Source organism: Pseudomonas moraviensis, assembly GCF_900105805.1.
Lineage (GTDB): Bacteria > Pseudomonadota > Gammaproteobacteria > Pseudomonadales > Pseudomonadaceae > Aquipseudomonas > Aquipseudomonas moraviensis_A.
Map to the genome: position 1 here is coordinate 1,334,356 of NZ_LT629788.1, position 19,042 is coordinate 1,353,397.

Genomic DNA, 19,042 nt, shown 5'->3' on the forward strand with positions numbered 1-19,042 from the left:
ACGGGAAATCAGCGGCAATGCGGTTAACAAAAGATAACGTGGCGCCGATTGTCAGACATTTGCAAAGCCCGATAGGATGAGCCAGCTTCCGAAGGGGCTCTGGATTGCGGGTTTCAGGAGGATGCTTCTGAACTGCCAGTAGTCGAGCACCCTTGCGGCGCCCTTGAAGGCCCGATGGCCCAACAATAATAAATAGGGGAAGGTCTATGAGTCGTTGCCGCCCGCCGGCGTTACGCAACACCGCGTTGCTGGTCACAGCTCTCTCGCTGCTGGGCTTTGCCACGTTATCGGCGCCTGTGATTGCCGCCGAGGCCCCGGCTGACGTGGTCTATGCCACCGAATCGGCCAAGGCCGCAAAGAGCCTGATTCTCGATGTCGTCCACGCCGGCGCGCGCCTGGTCGCGGTCGGTGATCGCGGGCACATCGTCTATTCCGATGACCAGGGCAAGACCTGGACCCAGGCCAAGGTGCCGACCCGCCAGTTGCTTACCGCCGTGTATTTCGTCGACGACAAAAACGGCTGGGCGGTCGGCCACGACGCACAGATTCTCGCCAGCGCAGACGGCGGTCTGACCTGGACCAAGCAATTCGAAGACCTTGCACGCGAATCGCCGCTGCTCGACGTCTGGTTCAAGGACGCCAGCAGCGGCTTTGCTGTGGGAGCCTATGGCACGCTGCTGGAAACCACCGATGGCGGCAAACACTGGGAAGACGTCAGTGATCGCCTCGACAACGAAGACCAGTTCCACCTCAACGCCATCGCCTCTGTGAAAGACGCCGGGCTGTTCATCGTCGGCGAGTCCGGCAGCATGTTCCGCTCCGCCGATGACGGCCAGACCTGGGAAAAACTCGAAGGTCCGTACGAAGGTTCATTGTTCGGCGTGATCGGCACGGCCCAGCCGCAGACCCTGCTGGCTTACGGTTTGCGCGGCAACCTCTACCGTTCCACCGATTTCGGCAGTAACTGGGAGCAGGTCGAACTGAAAGCCGCACGCGGTGCGCTGGAGTTCGGACTGTCCGGCGGCACACTGCTGGAAGACGGCTCGATCGTCATCGTCGGCAACGGCGGTTCGGTGATCAGCAGCAGTGACAATGGCGAGACCTTCAGCGTGTTCAACCGCCCGGATCGCATTTCGCTGTCGTCGGTCACCGCCGCCGGCAACGGCAACCTGATTCTGACCGGGCAGGGTGGTTTGCACATCACCCAGCCAAACGGTGCCGAGACCAATAACAAGAAGGCGGGGCTATGACTTCCTTGATCACTCCTCAGCAGGAAAAGGCGACGGTTCTCGAGCGCCTGATCTTCAACAACCGCCCGGCCGTGATCCTGATCTGCCTGGTGGTGAGCATTTTCCTGTTCTGGCAGGCCACGCTGATCCGGCCGTCGACCAGTTTTGAAAAAATGATCCCGCTGCAGCATCCCTTCATCGAAAAGATGATGGAGCACCGCAACGATCTGGCGAATCTCGGCAACACGGTGCGCATTTCAGTGGAGGCCACCGACGGCGACATTTTCTCCAAGGAGTACATGGAGACCCTGCGCCAGATCAACGACGAAGTGTTCTACATTTCCGGCGTCGACCGTTCCGGGCTGAAGTCGCTGTGGAGCCCGAGCGTGCGCTGGACCGAAGTGACCGAAGAGGGTTTCGCCGGCGGTGAAGTGATTCCGCAGAGCTACAACGGCTCCCAGGACAGCCTCGACCTGCTGCGTAACAACGTGCTCAAGTCCGGTCAGGTCGGGCGTCTGGTGGCCAACGATTTCAAGTCGAGCATCGTCGACATCCCGCTGCTGGAGGCCTACCCGGACCCGCAGGATCAAGGCAAGCTGCTGGCGCTGGACTATCGCCAGTTCTCCCATGAGCTCGAAGACAAGATCCGCAACAAGTTCGAAGCGCAGAACCCCAACATCAAGATCCATATCGTCGGTTTCGCCAAGAAGGTCGGCGACCTGATCGACGGTCTGGTGATGGTGGTGCTGTTCTTCGGTGTCGCCTTCGTCATCACCCTGATTTTGCTGTTGTGGTTCACCAACTGCCTGCGCAGCACCATCGCCGTGTTGAGTACGACGCTGGTGGCGGTGGTCTGGCAACTGGGACTCATGCACTTCTTCGGCTTCGGGCTCGACCCGTATTCGATGCTGGTGCCGTTCCTGATTTTCGCCATCGGCATTTCCCACGGCGTGCAGAAAATCAACGGTATCGCCCTGCAGTCCAGCGAGGCCGATAACGCCCTGACCGCTGCACGACGCACCTTCCGCCAGCTGTTCCTGCCGGGGATGATCGCGATTCTCGCCGATGCCGTGGGCTTCATCACCCTGCTGATCATCGACATCGGCGTGATCCGTGAACTGGCCATCGGCGCGTCCATCGGCGTTGCGGTGATCGTGTTCACCAACCTGATCCTGCTGCCGGTGGCGATTTCCTATGTCGGCATCAGCAAGCGCGCGATTGCCAAGAGCAAGAAGGACGCCAACCGCGAACATCCGTTCTGGCGCCTGCTGTCGAACTTTGCCAGCCCGAAAGTCGCGCCGATCTCGGTAGCGCTGGCGCTGATCGCCTTCGGTGGCGGCCTCTGGTACAGCCAGAACCTGAAAATCGGCGACCTCGACCAGGGTGCGCCGGAACTGCGTCCGGACTCGCGCTACAACAAGGACAACAACTTCATCATCAGCAATTACTCCACCAGCTCTGACGTACTGGTGGTGATGGTCAAGACCAAGGCCGAAGGTTGTTCGCGTTATGAAGCCATGGCGCCGATCGATCAGTTGATGTGGAAGATGCAGAACACCGAGGGCGTGCAGTCGGCGATCTCGCTGGTGACTGTGTCCAAGCAGATGATCAAGGGCATGAACGAGGGCAACCTGAAATGGGAAACCCTGTCGCGCAACCCGGACGTGCTGAACAACTCGATCGCCCGCGCCGACGGCCTGTACAACAACAGTTGCTCGCTGGCACCGGTGCTGGTGTTCCTCAACGACCACAAGGCCGAAACCCTCGACCGCGCGGTGCAAGCGGTGCAGGAGTTCGCCAAGGAAAACAACAAGGACGGCCTGGAATTCATCCTCGCCGCCGGTAACGCCGGGATCGAAGCCGCCACCAACGAAGTCATCAAGCAGGCTGAGCTGACCATCCTGATTCTGGTGTACATCTGCGTCGCGGTGATGTGCATGATCACCTTCCGCTCGTGGGCGGCGACCTTGTGCATCGTCCTGCCGCTGGTGCTGACTTCAGTGCTCGGCAACGCGCTGATGGCGTTCATGGGCATCGGCGTGAAAGTCGCGACGCTGCCGGTGGTCGCGCTGGGCGTGGGGATTGGCGTGGACTACGGCATCTACATCTACAGCCGTCTGGAAAGTTTCCTGCGTGCCGGGTTGCCGTTGCAGGAAGCTTATTACCAGACACTCAAATCTACCGGTAAAGCGGTGCTGTTCACCGGTTTGTGCCTGGCGATCGGCGTGTGCACCTGGATCTTCTCGGCGATCAAGTTCCAGGCCGACATGGGCCTGATGCTGACCTTCATGCTGCTGTGGAACATGTTCGGCGCACTGTGGCTGCTGCCAGCGTTGGCGAAGTTCCTGATCAAGCCGGAGAAACTGGCGGGGCAGAAGGGCAATTCGCTGTTTGCCCATTGATCTGAAAGGCTGAAATGACAAAGCCGCAACCTTGAGGGTTGCGGCTTTTTTGTGGACGAAGATCAAGGTCAAGGTCAAGAGCCCCTCACCCTAGCCCTCTCCCGGAGGGAGAGGGGACTGATTGGGGGATATTAGAGATTTACGCCGACCTGAGCGCCCTGCTGTGAATCCATAATCGACTCGGTTTTTCAGGTCGATGTATAACGAAGCACAACCCGGTCGGTCCCCTCTCCCCTTGGGAGAGGGCTAGGGTGAGGGCAAGCGGTCTCAAGCCTTAAGAGAGCTCAGCCCCAAGCACCACACTCAACGCACTGCGCGCATCATCCAACTGCACCAGCGTCGCATGCCGGGCCCCGAGCGCATCGCGGTTCTCGATGGCGGTCAGAATCGCCTTGTGCCTCGGCAACGCCAATTCATGCAGATTCGGCCGCTGATTGGAATGCTTCAACGCCTCGGCAATCGCCACCGCCAACATGTTGCACAGGTTCGCCAGAAGGTCATTGTGGGTCGCATCGGCAATCCGGCTATGGAAATCCAGGTCCGGCTGCAACAGCGCTTCCGGGGTCGGTGCGGCTTCCATGCGTTGGTAGGCTTCGTTGATTGCGGCGATGTCGGCATCCGTCGCATGCTGGGCGGCGAGGGCGGCGGCGGCCGGTTCGATGATGCTGCGCACGCTGGTCAGCACGTTGAAGAATTCATTCTGCGGGCTGCTTTGCATCAACCAGTGCAGCACGTCCGGGTCGAGCATGTGCCACTCGCGACGGGCCTTGACCACCGTGCCCACCCGTGGCCTGGAATACACCAGCCCCTTGGCCACCAGCACCCGCGTGGCTTCGCGCAACACCGGCCGACTGACCGCGTACTCCTCGCAGAGCAGGGCTTCGGCGGGCAGTTTGTCGTCGGGCAAAAAGCGTCCGGAGACGATCTGCATGCCCAGTTCTTGGACGATGCGCGAGTGCATGCTTTTACGGTCGGAAGGTTTGCGGTAATCCATGGGGAGTGGCGCGATCCTGAGCGATGGAGATGCCGCGCATCATAGCAGGCGTGCGGCATTCTTGAGGCTGATGCATAGCAAATGTAGGAGTGAGCCTGCTCGCGATTGCGGTGTGTCAGTCACCAGAGTTGTCAACTGACAGATTGCCATCGCGAGCAGGCTCACTCCTACAGGGAGTGGCTGTGTTAATGGGAGTGGCGCGGTACCTCGGCCCCTCGGCAACCCACCAGGAAGTCAAAGTCGCAACCCTGATCCGCCTGCAGCACGTGGTCGATGTACAGCTGACGATAGCCACCCACCAGCAATTGCTGCGGCGCTTGCAGATCCGCCATGCGCGCCGCCAGTTCAGCGTCGGGAATGTCCAGGTGCAAACGGCCGCTGGCGCAATCGAGTTCGATCCAGTCGCCTTCCTGCACCGCCGCCAAAGGCCCGCCCGCTGCGGCTTCAGGTGCAACGTGCAAAACCACCGTGCCGTACGCCGTGCCGCTCATACGGGCATCAGAAATCCGCACCATGTCGGTCACGCCTTGCGCTAACAGCTTGGCCGGCAAGCCCATGTTGCCGACTTCGGCCATGCCCGGATAACCCTTCGGTCCGCAGTTCTTCATCACCAGAATCGAATCCTTATCGACGTCCAGCTCTGGATCGTTGATCCGCGCCTTGTACATGTCGAAGTTCTCGAACACCACGGCGCGCCCGCGATGCTGCATCAGTTCAGCGCTAGCGGCGGACGGCTTGAGCACCGCACCCAGCGGCGCCAGATTGCCGCGCAACACGCAGATGCCACCGTCAGCGCGAATCGGATTGTCGAGGGTGCGGATCACCTCGTCCTCGCCATAGATCGGCGCGTCCCTGGTGTTCTCGCCGATGGATTTGCCGTTGACCGTCAAGGCATTCGGGTTAGGGATCAGATTGGCTTCACCGAGGCGACGCAGCACCGCTGGCAAACCACCGGCGTAGTAGAACTCTTCCATCAGGAAACGCCCGGACGGTTGCAGGTCGACGATGGTCGGCATGCCGCGACCGATGCGGGTCCAGTCGTCCAGATCCAGCTCGACGCCAATGCGCCCGGCAATGGCTTTCAAGTGGATCACGGCGTTGGTCGAGCCGCCGATGGCAGCGTTGACGCGAATGGCGTTTTCGAAGGCTTCCTTGGTCAGGATCTTCGACAGTTTCAGGTCTTCGCGAACCATCTCCACCGCGCGCATGCCAGACATGTGGGCCAATACATAACGCCGCGCATCCACCGCCGGAATCGCGGCGTTGTGCGGAAGGGAAGTGCCCAGTGCTTCAGCCATGCAGGCCATGGTCGACGCGGTGCCCATGGTGTTGCAGGTGCCCGCCGAACGCGACATGCCGCCTTCGGCTGCGAGGAAATCGTCGATGGTGATGGTGCCGGCCTTGACCTGTTCGCTGAGCTGCCACACGACAGTGCCGGAGCCGATGTCCTTGCCCTTGTGCTTACCGTTGAGCATCGGCCCGCCGGTGACGACGATGGCCGGTACGTCGCAACTGGCCGCGCCCATCAACAGTGCCGGGGTGGTTTTGTCGCAACCGGTGAGCAGCACGACGCCGTCGATCGGGTTGCCGCGAATCGCTTCTTCAACGTCCATGCTCGCCAGGTTGCGGGTAAGCATGGCGGTCGGGCGCAGGTTCGATTCGCCGTTGGAGAACACCGGGAATTCCACCGGAAAACCACCGGCCTCGATCACCCCGCGTTTGACGTGCTCCGCGATCTGGCGGAAGTGCGCGTTGCACGGAGTCAGTTCCGACCAGGTGTTGCAGATGCCGATGATCGGCTTGCCGTGGAACTGATGGTCGGCGATGCCCTGATTCTTCATCCAGCTGCGGTACATGAAGCCGTTCTTGTCGGCCGTGCCAAACCATTGGGCGGAGCGCAGGGTGGGTTTCTTATCAGACATGATCGTTTCTCTTATTGTAAGACTATTGTTTGCGAGCTGACGCTTAATCTAAGCGCAAAATCGGCGCTTTGGAAGTGTTGTTGGGTAATTAGTATTACTATATAGTCGTTTTCGACGGAGGGAAGGCCCTGGCTGTTTTGGCGAGAGGCGTCCCCCGAGGTTCTATAAAAACAACAATCGGAGACCGATCTCATGAGCCAGGAACTGCGGCTTGTCCGGCGCATCACACTGAAACTGATTCCCTTCCTGATCCTGCTGTACCTGATCGCCTATGTGGATCGCTCCGCCGTCGGCTTCGCCAAGCTGCACATGGGCGCCGACATCGGCATCGGCGATGCGGCCTATGGCCTGGGCGCCGGGCTGTTCTTCATTGGTTACTTCCTTCTCGAGATTCCCAGCAACCTGATGCTCGAACGCTTCGGCGCGCGGCGCTGGTTTGCGCGGATCATGATCACCTGGGGCGCGATCACCATCGGCATGGCCTTCGTGCAAGGGCCGCACAGCTTCTACGTGATGCGCTTTCTGCTCGGCGCGGCCGAAGCGGGCTTCTTCCCCGGCGTGCTGTACTACATCACCCAGTGGTTCCCGGTGCGCCATCGCGGCAAGATCCTCGGCCTGTTCATCCTGTCGCAACCGATCGCCATGATGATTACCGGTCCCGTGTCCGGTGGTTTGCTGGGCATGGATGGCATCCTCGGTCTGCACGGCTGGCAGTGGCTGTTCATCGTCATCGGTACCCCGGCGATCCTGCTGACCTGGCCGGTGCTGCGCTGGCTGCCGGACGGTCCGCAGCAAGTGAAATGGATGGATCAGGCGGAAAAAGACTGGCTGACCGGCGAACTGAAAAAGGATCTGCAGGAGTACGGCCAGACCCGTCACGGCAATCCGCTGCACGCGCTGAAAGACAAACGCGTGTTGCTGCTGGCGCTGTTCTATCTGCCAGTGACCCTGAGCATTTATGGCCTCGGCCTGTGGCTGCCGACGCTGATCAAACAATTCGGCGGCAGCGATCTGGTCACCGGTTTCGTTTCTTCAGTGCCGTACATTTTCGGGATCATTGGCCTGCTGATCATTCCGCGCAGCTCCGACCGCTTGAATGATCGCTACGGCCACCTGGCGGTGCTCTATGTACTCGGTGCACTGGGCCTGTTCCTCAGCGCCTGGCTGTCGATGCCGGTCGCGCAACTGGCGGCGCTGTGTCTGGTGGCGTTTGCGCTGTTCTCGTGCACAGCCGTTTTCTGGACTCTGCCCGGGCGCTTCTTCGCCGGTGCCAGTGCTGCGGCTGGGATTGCCCTGATCAACTCGGTCGGCAACCTCGGCGGTTACATCGGGCCGTTCGTGATCGGCGCATTGAAGGAGTACACCGGCAATCTGGCTTCGGGGCTGTATTTCCTCTCGGGCGTGATGGTGTTCGGGCTGATTCTGACGGGCATCGTCTATCGCGTTCTGGAACGCAAGCATGTGCTGCCCGTCGACCAGTTCGCCGCGAGTGCCCGTGGTGCGACCCGAACCTGACTGACCAACACTGGCCCTGTGGGAGCGAGCCTGCTCGCGAAGAGGCCATCACACCCGGCATTGTGGGTGACTGACACACCGCTTTCGCGAGCAGGCTCGCTCCCACAGGGGATCGGCGGTGTTATTGAGAAAAGGAGAAAATCATGCATCTGGTTCAATTCGAATTATCCAACGGCGAGCGTCGGGTCGGCGTGGTCGACAACGGTCAGGTCCGCGAAGTCCAGGACGCGCGCAGTGTCCGTGATCTGGCCCTGGCCGCGATCGAGGCCGGTGGTTCCCTGGAGCAGCAAGTGCAGACCCTCGGCCTCGGCGCCAGCCATGACTACGCGCAGTTGCTCAAAGACCTGCGCATCCTGCCGCCACTGGATCACCCGGACCCGGCGCACATGCTGGTCAGCGGTACCGGCCTGACTCACCTGGGCAGCGCTTCGGCCCGCGACAAGATGCACCAGCAGGCCGGCGACGAAGCGGCGATGACCGACACCATGCGCATTTTCAAATGGGGCGTGGAGGGCGGCAAACCGGCGGCGGGGCAGGCCGGTGTGCAACCGGAGTGGTTCTACAAGGGCGACGGCAGCATCGTCGTGCGTCCGGGGCAGCCGTTTCCGCTGCCGCCGTTTGCCGAAGACGCCGGTGAAGAGCCGGAGATGGCCGGCCTGTACATCATCGGCAACGACGGCAAGCCGTATCGCCTCGGTTTTGCGGTGGGCAACGAGTTCTCCGACCACGTCATGGAACGCAAGAATTACCTCTACCTCGCACACTCGAAATTGCGCAGTTGCAGTTATGGCCCGGAACTTCGCACCGGTGAATTGCCTCAACACCTTGCCGGCACCAGCCGAATCCTGCGTGACGGCGAAGTGCTCTGGCAAAACGAGTTCCTCAGCGGCGAGGCCAACATGTGCCACAGCCTGGCGAACCTCGAATACCACCACTTCAAATACAGTCAGTTCCTGCGTCCGGGCGACGTGCACATTCACTTTTTCGGCACTGCGACTTTGTCCTTTGCCGACGGCATCCGTACCCAGCCGGGCGACAAGTTCGAGATCAGCCAAGCCGACTTCGGCGCGCCGCTGGTCAACGGTATCGCACCGGTCCAGGCGGCTTTTGAACCGGACAGCATCGGCACCCTTTAAGGAGATCCCATGACTCAGATTCTCGGTCACAACTACATCGGCGGTCAGCGCAGCGCCGCCGGCAGCGTCAAACTGCACTCGGTCGACGCCAGCACTGGCGAGGCCCTGCCGAACGATTTCATTCAGGCCACGGCGGAAGAAGTCGACGCCGCTGCCAAAGCGGCCGCTGCGGCTTACCCGACGTATCGCAGCCTCAGCGCCGAACGCCGCGCGCAGTTCCTCGACGCCGTCGCCGATGAACTGGATGCTCTTGGCGATGATTTCGTCGCCGTGGTCTGCCGCGAAACCGCGCTGCCAGCCGGACGCATTCAGGGCGAGCGCGGTCGCACCAGCGGCCAGATGCGTTTGTTCGCCAAAGTCCTGCGTCGCGGTGACTTCTACGGCGCGCGCATCGATCTGGCATTGCCCGATCGTCAGCCGCTGCCCCGTCCGGACCTGCGCCAATACCGCATCGGCCTCGGCCCGGTCGCGGTGTTTGGCGCGAGCAACTTCCCGCTGGCGTTCTCCACCGCTGGCGGCGACACCGCAGCGGCACTGGCCGCCGGTTGCCCGGTGGTGTTCAAGGCCCACAGCGGCCACATGGCCACCGCTGAACTGGTCGCCGACGCGATCATTCGTGCAGCGGAAAAAACCGGCATGCCCGCCGGCGTGTTCAACATGATCTACGGTGGCGGCGTGGGCGAATGGCTGGTCAAGCATCCGGCGATTCAAGCGGTTGGCTTCACCGGTTCGCTGAAGGGCGGTCGCGCCTTGTGCGACATGGCCGCTGCACGTCCGCAACCGATCCCGGTGTTTGCCGAGATGTCGAGCATCAACCCGGTGATCGTGCTGCCACAGGCACTGGCCACGCGTTCGGAAACCGTTGCGCGTGACCTCACCGCTTCGGTGGTGCAGGGCTGTGGTCAGTTCTGTACCAACCCGGGTCTGGTCATCGGTATCCGCTCGCCGCAGTTCAGCGCGTTCGTCCAACAAGTCGCTGCTGCAATCGGCGATCAACCGGCGCAAACCATGCTCAATGCCGGCACCCTCGGCAGCTATGGCAAAGGCCTGGAAAAACTCCTGGCGCACAGCGGCATCGAGCATCTGGCCGGTAATCCGCAGCAGGGCAATCAGGCGCAGCCGCAATTGTTCAAAGCCGATGTCAGCCTGTTGATCAACGGTGACGAAGTGCTGCAGGAAGAAGTGTTCGGTCCGACCACGGTCATCGTTGAAGTGGCCGATCAGGCCCAACTCAGCGCGGCGCTGCATGGCCTGCACGGTCAACTGACCGCGACGATCATCGGCGAACAGTCCGACTTCGAGCAATTCGCCGAACTGACGCCGCTGCTGGAGCAGAAGGTCGGGCGCATCCTGCTCAACGGTTATCCGACCGGTGTCGAAGTGTGCGATTCGATGGTGCACGGCGGGCCATACCCGGCGACGTCCGATGCGCGCGGCACGTCGGTCGGCACGCTGGCGATCGATCGATTCCTGCGCCCGGTGTGCTTCCAGAACTACCCGGACAGCTTGCTGCCCGAGCCACTGAAAAACGCCAACCCGCTGCGTATCCAGCGCCTGGTGGATGGCAAGCCATCGCGTGAGGCGATCTAAAGCCAACCACAACCCCTGTAGGAGTGAGCCTGCTCGCGATTACGGTCTTAAATTCAGCATCTCTGCTGGAGACCCACCGCTATCGCGAGCAGGCTCACTCCTACAAGGGGACTGTTTCGACAATGAGCTATCATTGGCCCTTTCCCCCCTAGAAAGACTGTTTGCCATGACTGCCCAAACCCTTCTCAACGCCCTCGAACACTGCGGTATGGTCGAAATCGATGGCCTGCACGCCTTCGAATTCGCCCTCGACGAGGACGATAACCTGCATATCGAATGCATGATCGGTCGCGAAGCCAGGCACTGGGAATTCACCCCGGCGCAGGTCGCGGCGGCGACGTTCGATGAGACGCTGCAGAGCTGGCTGATCATCGGATTCGCCAGCGACACCAAGACCACGGGCGAGCATCGCCTGGTGTGTCTCGGCGACGTAGTCAGCAGCAGCGACGACGAGGATGACGATAATGAAAATGCGTAATTTCTGGCCCCTGCTGATGGCCGGCAGCGTCGGCGCGATGGGCCTGTCCAGCGCCAGCGCCGAGACCTTGCAGTTGCTGGTCGGCTCTTACACCGCCGGTTCCAGCCAGGGCATCTACCGCATGCAGTTCGACAGCGCCACCGGCCAGATCGATGCCAAGCCGCTGCAAGTGGTCAAGACTGAAAACCCATCGTGGCTGACACTCTCGAAAGACCAGAAACGCCTGTTCGTGGTCAACGAAAACGGCCCCGGCCAGACCGATCCGGTCGGTCGTGTCAGCAGCTATGCCATCGACCCGAAAACCCATGCGCTGAGCCTGATCAATCAAGTGCAGAGCCTGGGCAACGAGCCGACCCATTCCAGCCTCAGTGCTGATGCCAAGCATCTGTTCGTCAGCAACTACTCGGTGATGGAAGATCCGGGCGGCACCCTGGCGGTGTTGCCGGTCGATGGCGACGGTCAACTGAAACCGGTGGTGCAGATGAGCGGCCACCCGGCCAGTCGGGTCAACCCTGAGCGCCAGGCTTCCAACCACGTGCACTCGACCGTGTCTTCGCCGGACGGTCGCTACGTGTTCTCCAATGACTTGGGCGCGGACAAGGTTTTCATCTATCAATATGATCCGAAGGCCAACCCGCACCTGCCGCTGACTCCGGCGAAAACCGCTTCGGTAGCCTTGCCGGCCGGCAGTGGCCCGCGTCATCTGCTGTTCAGCGCCGACGGCAAACACGCCTGGCTGACCATGGAGATGAGCGCGCAGGTTGCAGTGTTCGATTACAACGATGGCGTGCTGACCCAGACGCAACTCGTCGATCTCGCCGCGGGCCAGCCAACCTCGGACAAGGCGGGCGCGGCGCTGCATGCTTCAGCTGATGGCAAGTTTCTCTACGTGAGCAACCGTGGCACGGCCAATCAACTGGTGGTGTTCAGCATCGACCCGGCGAGCGGCCAGCTCAAAGAGCTGCAAAAACGCTCGGTCGAGGGTGATCACCCGCGCGAGTTTGCCCTCGATCCGAGCGGTAAATTCGTCCTGATCGCCAACCAGAAGAGCAACCAGATTGTCGTCGTCGAACGTGATGCCAAGACCGGTCTGCTCGGCAAAACCGTGCAAAAACTGCCGATCGACGCGCCAAGCGATCTGAAATTTATAGTGCGACAATAAGCCACAGGCCCCGGTCTGCGGGGCCTGCATCGTTGTATTAATTGCACTGATAACGGCTAATGCTACAAAAGATTTCAAGGGAACAACCCTCGAGCGTTACGTTTGTTTCACAGCCCGACCGGGCAAAACATGCAAACGAACACGAGGGTTACCGCCATGAACTTCAATCTCTTCTCCGTTATCGCCGCTTCCGCCATTTCTGCCACCGTGGTATTGCCAGCCGGTGCCAACGTCGAAATCGCCAGCAAAAAATCCCACACCCAGAGCTACACCCAGAAATACCTGCAACAAAGCGCCAACTTCTACGCCGCGCTGGATCACAAAACCCAAGCCTGAAATTCCCGTCTCCCTGTAGGAGCTGCCGAAGGCTGCGATCTCTTGATCTTGTTTTTCAAAAGCAAAATCAAAAGATCGCAGCCTTCGGCAGCTCCTACGCGCGTACGCGTTCTCCACTCATAGGTTTTCTCTCGCCGGCAAATAGAGCGGCTAAATAATCAACGAAGCTGATGTTTACTATGGCAAACCCTGAGTGGTTGCCTCGGCTTTTTTGATTGATTCTGTGGCCATCGAAACCTTTGCCCACGGAGAACACCATGGCCAGCGCAATCCTCACTTCCGCCAAACGCGGCGCCTATCTGGCCATCGGTCTGTACCTGGCCGTGGTGCTGTTCGTCAGCATCGGCGCGCAGATGGAACACAGCTTCGAAGCCCCGATCGACGTCGCCCACCCTGGCATCCAGTTCGAACTGCGCTCGCAAAGCGCGATGGTCGACAGGGCCGAACTCGCAGGAGTCGGCGGCGCATGAAAGGCTACAGACTCTGGGTCATCGCCAGTCTGGCATTGATGACCAACGGCGCCTCATTGCTGGGGTTCGGCCAGGGCTCGGTGGGCGGATTGGCCCGGGCCATAGAGGCCAACCACAACATCACGCACAACATCGAACGCGCCAACACGCTGGGGCTGATGGCCGGCAATCCACCGGCCAAGGTCGCAGTGGATTTTCTCGGACCGTTTGAAGTGGATTGCATGGCACTGGGCATGTGCCAAGCACTGGCGTAGGCAACGCGGACCATTGTGGCGAGGGAGCTTGCTCCCTCGCCACAGGTGTGTGTGAGGCCGAGATTCAGCTCGACTTCTTCATGATTGAAGTGAACAGTTCGGATTCGAGGAAACGCTGCAACCAGGCTTGCAAACGAACGTACGGAGTCTGCGCAAACCACTCCCGATCAACATGAGCGAACTGCCGGACGAAGGGCAGCAGGGCGATGTCGGCGAGGCTTTGATGATCGGCCAGCAAATATTCGCGGCCTTCGAGCAGCTCATCCAGCTTTTGCAGAAACAATCCACCTTCAGCCCGATAAGCTTCCATCGGCTGCTCAGGGTAGCGCTCGGCATACTTGTAGCGGTTCAGAGCTGTTTTGAAAATCTGATCATTGCCCTCAATCAGCTTTTCCATCCACAGCGCCGCGAATGAATCTCCGGCCAGCAACCAATCATCCGGATCATTCTGCGCCAACGCCCAGCGCATGATCTGCAGGCTCTCATCAATCACCACGCCATCGGCGTTCAGCACCGGCACCGTGCCCTTGGGCGAGAGCGCGAGCATCTGCGCCGGCTTGTCCTTGAGGCTGACCTCAACAATCTCCACCTGTACGTCCGCATAACGCAGCGCCATCCGCGCCCGCATCGCGTAAGGGCAGCGGCGGAACGAATACAGCGTGTTCATTTCACCTCCAGCGTGCTCAAACCATTGCCCTGGCGCCGCACCTGAATCTGCACCGGGATGCGTTCGTGCATTTCCTGCACATGGGAAATCACCGCCACCTTGCGCCCCTGCGCCTGCAAGCCATCGAGGGCATCCATGGCCAGTTGCAGCGATTCCGGATCGAGGCTGCCGAAACCTTCGTCGATAAACAGCGATTCGATTTTCAGCGTGCTCGACGCCATCGACGCCAGACCGAGCGCCAACGCCAGTGAGACGAGGAACGTCTCGCCGCCGGACAACGAATGCACTGAGCGCAGTTCGTCGCCCATTTCCGTGTCCATCACCAGCAGGCCGAGCATGCTGCCGCCGCGTTTGAGCCGATAGCGTTTGACCAGTTGGCGCAGTTGGGCGTTGGCGTGATGCACCAGCAGGTCGAGGTTGTAGGCCTGGGCGATCTTGCGGAAGGTGTCGCCGGTGGCCGAGCCGATCAACGCACTGAGCCGCGCCCAGCGCTGATACTCGGCATAAGCCTCGGCGATCTGCCGGGCCAGCGCCTGATTGGCGTTCTGCCGGCGCTGGTCTTCAACCTGTTCGGCGCGCAACTCGGCGCACTGCTGCTCACTGACGGCGAACTGTTTTTGCAATTCAGCGAGGGCGCTATCGAGCTGTTCGGCGTCAAGATTACCGTCCTGCCGGGCCTGATGATCGAGCAGACGCTGATCGCGCTCCTGCAACAAGACCTGGGCCTGTTCGATGGCTTTTTCGTTGTGCTGAAGAGTCTGGCGCAGTTCGGCGACCTGCGCGTCATCAAAGCGCAGCAAGTCTTCGAGGCCGCCGTCATCCAGTTCCGGATGGTTGGCGCGCCAATCAGCGATCTTGGCGGCGAGTGCCAGATCTTCAGCTTGCAGTGCTTGCAGGCGATCCTGCTGCGCCTTGAGCTCAGCGGCGATTTGCACCAGCTGCGTGCGTACGGTCTGCAGTTCCTCAGCCGTGCTGGTCTCGGCAATACGCGCCTGTTCCACCGCGTGTTCCAACTGCTGCTGCCAATGCTCGGCGCTGGTGTGGTCGCCAATCAGTAGCGCGAGTTTTTCCTGACAGCTTTGCTGCTGCTCGGTCAACGCCGTGAATTGCTCCTCGACGCTTTGCAGTTGCTGAGTGCGCAACTGCTGGCGATCCTGTTCTTTCTCGAGGGTTTGCTGGCGTTGCTGCTGTTCGCTCAGTTCTTCCTTTTGCTGCTCGAGCTGGGCCAGACGCTCGGCGATCTGCCGATCCAGTTGCAGGAACGTCGCGGCCGGCTCAAGGCGCAGTGCTTCGAGGGTGTCAGCCGGCAGCAGCGGGCCGAACGCGTTGAGTTCCTCCTCAAGGCGCTGACGGTCGCTGTTGAGCTCATGTTGCTGATGGCTCAGCTGTTGCGCCGCTTGCTGATGGGCGACCTCGGCCTGACGCAATTGCTGCGACAGGCGCGCGGCGTCCTGCTGCAAGGTGAGCAGGGCGCTCTGGCGTTGTTCGTCCTGAGTGATGCTTTGGTTCAACTGCTCGTTCTGGCGGCTGAGCCAGGCGTCGCGTTTGTCGGCGTCCTGATTGAGCAGTTGCGCGGCCAGCGGATGCGCATCGAGGCTCGGCGCCAGGGCTTGTTGCTGCGCAGCCAATTGTTCCTGTTGCTGGAGCAATTCTTTCTGTTGCGCGATCACGCCACCGACTTCGCCGCGCAGCTCGATCAGTTTTTCCTTGAGCTGATCGACCACTTGCTGGGCATTGGCCTGTTCGCTTTCATCGTGGCGCCCGAGGCTTTGCAGCAGCGCTTCGGGCTGATGATAGGGATGCTCGTTGCTGCCGCAGACCGGGCAGGGCTGATCGTCCTGCAACTGCGCGCGCAACTCTTCGACACTGGCACTGCGCGCCAGCCGCTGACGCTCGAGCAGTTCGCGAGTGACGCTGAGGGTCTGCTCGGCGACGGTCAGTTCGGCCTTGGTTTTCACACCGTCCTGGGTCAGACGTTCACGTTGCTGCTGCGCGTCGAGCTGACGTTGTTGCAACTCGGCGCTGCGCTTGTCGAGATCCTGCTGAGACGCCCACAGCCGCGACAGGTCTTCGATCGCGCGCAGCTGTTTGCGGTTGTCCTGCAGCAAAGTGCCGAGCAGGCCGATCTGTTCGGCGACCGCATCCGGTTCAGCACCGGCCTCCTTGAACAGGACTTCCAGTTGCTGTTTATGCGCAGCCAGTTGTTCAGCGCTGTGCGCGGCGTTCTGTTCAAGGGACGCCAGTTCGGTCTGGCCCTTGTTCAAGCGGTTGCCGATCAGCATCAGCTGTTGCAGACGATCGCGATAGGCGCTCCAGGCATCGCTCAACGGCGCCAGATGCACACTCTGCTCAAGCCCGGTGGCGATGCGTTGCAGACGCTCGGCGACCTCAGCCTGTTTTTCCTGCAAAGCCTGAATCGCGCTCTGGCCATCCTTGAACGCTTGCTCGGCCGCTTGCCGGGCTTCGGCGCTGCTGGCAGTGTCCTTGATCAGGCGGGCGAGGGTGCTTTGTTCTTCGAATGCCTGACGCAGCAGCGGCGCGTTTTCGCTCTGGCGTTGTTGCGCTTGGCTCAGGGCGACTTTTGCTGCGTCGAGGTTTTGCGCCAGTTGCGTCTGGCGTTCCCCGAGGGCCGCATGTTCTTGCGTGTGCGCGGCAATCTGCGCCGCCAGTGGTGTCAGCAGCGCATCGAGCTCGGCCTTGCGCGCAAATTGATGACGCTGCGGGCCAAGCTGCTCCAGACGCGTCAGTTTCACCCGCTCTCCAGCCAGGGCTTGCCATTGCTGTTGCGCGGTTTGCAGTTGTTCGCTGGCGGCTTTTTGCGCGTCTTGCAACAGACGCAAATCCTTCAGCCAACCGTGTTGTTGCTCAAGCTGTTTGAGCTGCGCCTGTTGCGCTTTCATTTGTTGCTGCGCGGTGTTGAAGCGCTCGTCGAGTTCGGCGCGCGCTTCAGGTGCCAGTGGCGTGACCCCGGTGGCCTGATCCTGCAGCAGCTTGTGCGCTTCGCGAGCTTCTTTGGTCTTGTCGAAAGCGCGACGGCCCAGGCGAGTGTACAGCGCGGTGTCGGTGAGTTTCTCCAGCAGCTCACTGCGGTCGTTGTCGTCGGCCTTGAGGAACGCGCTGAATTCGCTCTGCGCCAGCAGCACAGCGCGGGTGAACTGTTCGAAATTCAGGCCCAGCGCGGCTTCCAGTTGGGTTTTGTATTCGCCTTTCTGGCTGGCGAGCAATTGATCCTGATCGATATCGCGCAGGCTCTGCCGGCTCGCTTGCAACTTGCCGCCAGCCTTCTCGCGAGCGCGGTTGGCTTCCCAACGTGCGCGATAGCGGCGGCCATCGACGCCGACAAAATCCACTTCGGCATAGCCTTCGCCGGTGCCACGACGCAGCAAGGTGCGCGGGTCGCCAGTGGCGATCTCGCCGTCGGCGTCGGGGACTTTGGCATCGCGGCCAGTGTTGTTCAGGCGCGGCACGGCGCCGAACAGTGCCAGGCACAAAGCGTCGAGCAGGGTACTTTTGCCGGCGCCGGTCGGGCCGGTGATCGCGAACAGACCGGCGCTGGCCAACGGCTCAGCAGTGAAATCGATCTCGAACGGCCCGGCCAGCGAGGCGAGGTTCTTCAAACGAATGGCGAGGATCTTCATGGCTGCTCGCCCTCCAGTTGCACGTCTTGCAGCAACTCGGCGAAGTCCTTGAGCGTCTGCTCATCGACCTCGCTGCCGTAGTTGTCGAGCCAGGCGCGGCTGAACAATTCCTGCGGGGTGAGCTGGTCGAGTTCGATCAGCGTGCTGCCGTCATCGCTGCCATCGGCGCCACGATTGCCGGCGTATTCAGCGGCGATGCGCACCAGACGTACGGCCTTGCCTTGCAGTGCGGTCTCCACTTGATGGCGCAGATCCGGCTGCGGCTCATCCAGGCGTACACGGACTTCGAGCCATGGCTGGCGCTGGGTTTCGGCGAGCAGATCGACGTTCGGCAGGTCAGCCAGTTGCAGCAGAATCTCGGCCAGCGGCGCCGGGCCGATGCGCTGCAGATTGACCGAGCGCGGAATCAGTTTCGGCTCGACGCTGACCAGAGTTTCACCGTCGAGGACGACATCGAGAATCTGATGCTGATAACCGATCTCCGAGAACGACAGCGGAATCGGCGAGCCGCTGTAGCGGATGCGCTCCTCGCCGTTGACCTTCTGCGGCTTGTGCAAATGGCCGAGGGCGACGTAACTGATGCTTTCGCCGAACAGGCTGGCGGGCAGCGCTTCGGCATTGCCGATGATCAGGCTGCGCTCGGAATCCTCCGATACCGAACCGCCGGCCATGTGCGCGTGGCTGATAGCGATCAACGCCTGCCCGGGCTGACGCTTGGCATTCGCCGCCGCGATCAGCCACTCATGCACCTGACCGATGCCGCGCAAATAGTTGTCGCCCAGATGCGCACCAGTAACTTCCGCCGGACGCAGAAACGGTAGCGCCAGACACCACGCGGCGATTTCGCCCTGCGCATTCGGCAGCGGCAGCAACAGGCGCTCGGCATCGAGCTGGCCGTCATCCAGCCACAGCACCCGGCCCAACGCGTGGGTGCGCAAACGCCGCATCAGAGGCGCCGGCAATTCGATCCGCGAGCCGGAATCATGGTTGCCGGCGATCATCACGATGGTCAGCAGCGGCTGCTGTTCGTGAGCGCTGACGATGAAGTCGTAAAGGCGTTCCTGAGCTTTGACCGGCGGATTGACCGTATCGAAGATGTCCCCGGCGATCAGCAGCACATCCGGCTGCGCCAGTTGCAACTGACGCAGCAGCCATTCGAGAAAACACGCGTGCTCGAAATCGCGCTCCTGGCCGTGCAGGTTTTGCCCAAGGTGCCAGTCGGAGGTGTGGAACAGACGCAAGGTGGACT

General features: G+C 61.1%; 15 protein-coding genes. 10 read left to right on the forward strand and 5 right to left on the reverse strand.

All coding sequences use genetic code 11. The features are described 5' to 3' along the window. The first annotated feature begins 206 nt into the window (after positions 1–206). Both BLU71_RS06450 and BLU71_RS06455 read left to right on the forward strand, forming a co-directional pair. Complete coding sequence (locus tag BLU71_RS06450) at positions 207–1,250, forward strand: WD40/YVTN/BNR-like repeat-containing protein (RefSeq protein WP_064363440.1); 1,044 nt, start codon at positions 207–209, stop codon at positions 1,248–1,250. Further along, positions 1,247–3,631: an efflux RND transporter permease subunit gene (locus BLU71_RS06455; RefSeq protein WP_042606775.1), complete on the forward strand. Its 2,385-nt coding sequence runs from the start codon at positions 1,247–1,249 to the stop codon at positions 3,629–3,631. The genes BLU71_RS06450 and BLU71_RS06455 overlap by 4 nt, the downstream gene beginning before the upstream one ends. Before the next feature lie 274 nt (positions 3,632–3,905). On the opposite strand, the gene BLU71_RS06460 is transcribed toward BLU71_RS06455, so the two are convergent. Beyond that, the gene (locus BLU71_RS06460; RefSeq protein WP_042606776.1) at positions 3,906–4,625 is read right to left on the reverse strand and encodes a FadR/GntR family transcriptional regulator; all 720 of its coding nucleotides are present in this window, start codon (positions 4,623–4,625) and stop codon (positions 3,906–3,908) included. A 185-nt stretch (positions 4,626–4,810) separates the two neighbouring features. Next, a complete protein-coding gene (locus BLU71_RS06465) occupies positions 4,811–6,547 on the reverse strand; it encodes an IlvD/Edd family dehydratase (RefSeq protein ID WP_042606777.1) in 1,737 nt (578 codons plus the stop codon). A gap of 192 nt (positions 6,548–6,739) precedes the next feature. Here BLU71_RS06465 and BLU71_RS06470 point away from each other — a divergent pair, with 192 nt between their 5' ends. From BLU71_RS06470 to BLU71_RS06510, 8 genes are all read left to right on the forward strand, one after another. Next, the gene (locus BLU71_RS06470) at positions 6,740–8,062 is read left to right on the forward strand and encodes an MFS transporter (protein WP_042606778.1); all 1,323 of its coding nucleotides are present in this window, start codon (positions 6,740–6,742) and stop codon (positions 8,060–8,062) included. Between the two features lie 143 nt (positions 8,063–8,205). After that, on the forward strand, positions 8,206–9,198 hold the full coding sequence (araD1, locus tag BLU71_RS06480; RefSeq protein WP_083352583.1) for an AraD1 family protein: 993 nt from the start codon (positions 8,206–8,208) through the stop codon (positions 9,196–9,198). A gap of 9 nt (positions 9,199–9,207) precedes the next feature. Beyond that, complete coding sequence (locus BLU71_RS06485; RefSeq protein ID WP_083352584.1) at positions 9,208–10,788, forward strand: aldehyde dehydrogenase (NADP(+)); 1,581 nt, start codon at positions 9,208–9,210, stop codon at positions 10,786–10,788. 166 nt (positions 10,789–10,954) lie between these two features. Continuing rightward, a complete protein-coding gene (locus BLU71_RS06490) occupies positions 10,955–11,266 on the forward strand; it encodes a DUF5629 family protein (protein ID WP_083352585.1) in 312 nt (103 codons plus the stop codon). Then, positions 11,253–12,428 (forward strand): lactonase family protein, encoded by a 1,176-nt coding sequence (locus BLU71_RS06495; protein ID WP_083352586.1) that lies wholly within the window; start codon positions 11,253–11,255, stop codon positions 12,426–12,428. The genes BLU71_RS06490 and BLU71_RS06495 overlap by 14 nt, the downstream gene beginning before the upstream one ends. A gap of 156 nt (positions 12,429–12,584) precedes the next feature. Beyond that, positions 12,585–12,764 carry a hypothetical protein gene (locus BLU71_RS06500; protein WP_016775003.1) on the forward strand — a complete coding sequence of 60 codons (180 nt, stop codon included), beginning with the start codon at positions 12,585–12,587 and terminating at the stop codon, positions 12,762–12,764. Positions 12,765–13,021: 257 nt separating this feature from the next. Next, entirely contained in the window at positions 13,022–13,234 is a 213-nt protein-coding gene (locus BLU71_RS06505; RefSeq protein ID WP_042606783.1) for a hypothetical protein, read from the forward strand. Continuing rightward, positions 13,231–13,488, forward strand: coding sequence for a hypothetical protein (locus tag BLU71_RS06510; protein WP_083352587.1), 258 nt, complete (start codon positions 13,231–13,233; stop codon positions 13,486–13,488). The genes BLU71_RS06505 and BLU71_RS06510 overlap by 4 nt, the downstream gene beginning before the upstream one ends. Positions 13,489–13,552: 64 nt before the next feature. On the opposite strand, the gene BLU71_RS06515 is transcribed toward BLU71_RS06510, so the two are convergent. From BLU71_RS06515 to BLU71_RS06525, 3 genes are read right to left on the reverse strand one after another with little or no spacing between them, the layout of a single operon-like run. After that, entirely contained in the window at positions 13,553–14,155 is a 603-nt protein-coding gene (locus BLU71_RS06515) for a glutathione S-transferase (RefSeq protein ID WP_083352588.1), read from the reverse strand. Then, on the reverse strand, positions 14,152–17,793 hold the full coding sequence (locus tag BLU71_RS06520) for an AAA family ATPase (protein WP_083352589.1): 3,642 nt from the start codon (positions 17,791–17,793) through the stop codon (positions 14,152–14,154). The genes BLU71_RS06515 and BLU71_RS06520 overlap by 4 nt, the downstream gene beginning before the upstream one ends. Then, positions 17,790–19,034, reverse strand: coding sequence for an exonuclease SbcCD subunit D C-terminal domain-containing protein (locus BLU71_RS06525; protein WP_083352590.1), 1,245 nt, complete (start codon positions 19,032–19,034; stop codon positions 17,790–17,792). Before BLU71_RS06525 ends, BLU71_RS06520 begins: the two co-directional genes overlap by 4 nt. Between the last annotated feature and the right edge of the window lie 8 nt (positions 19,035–19,042).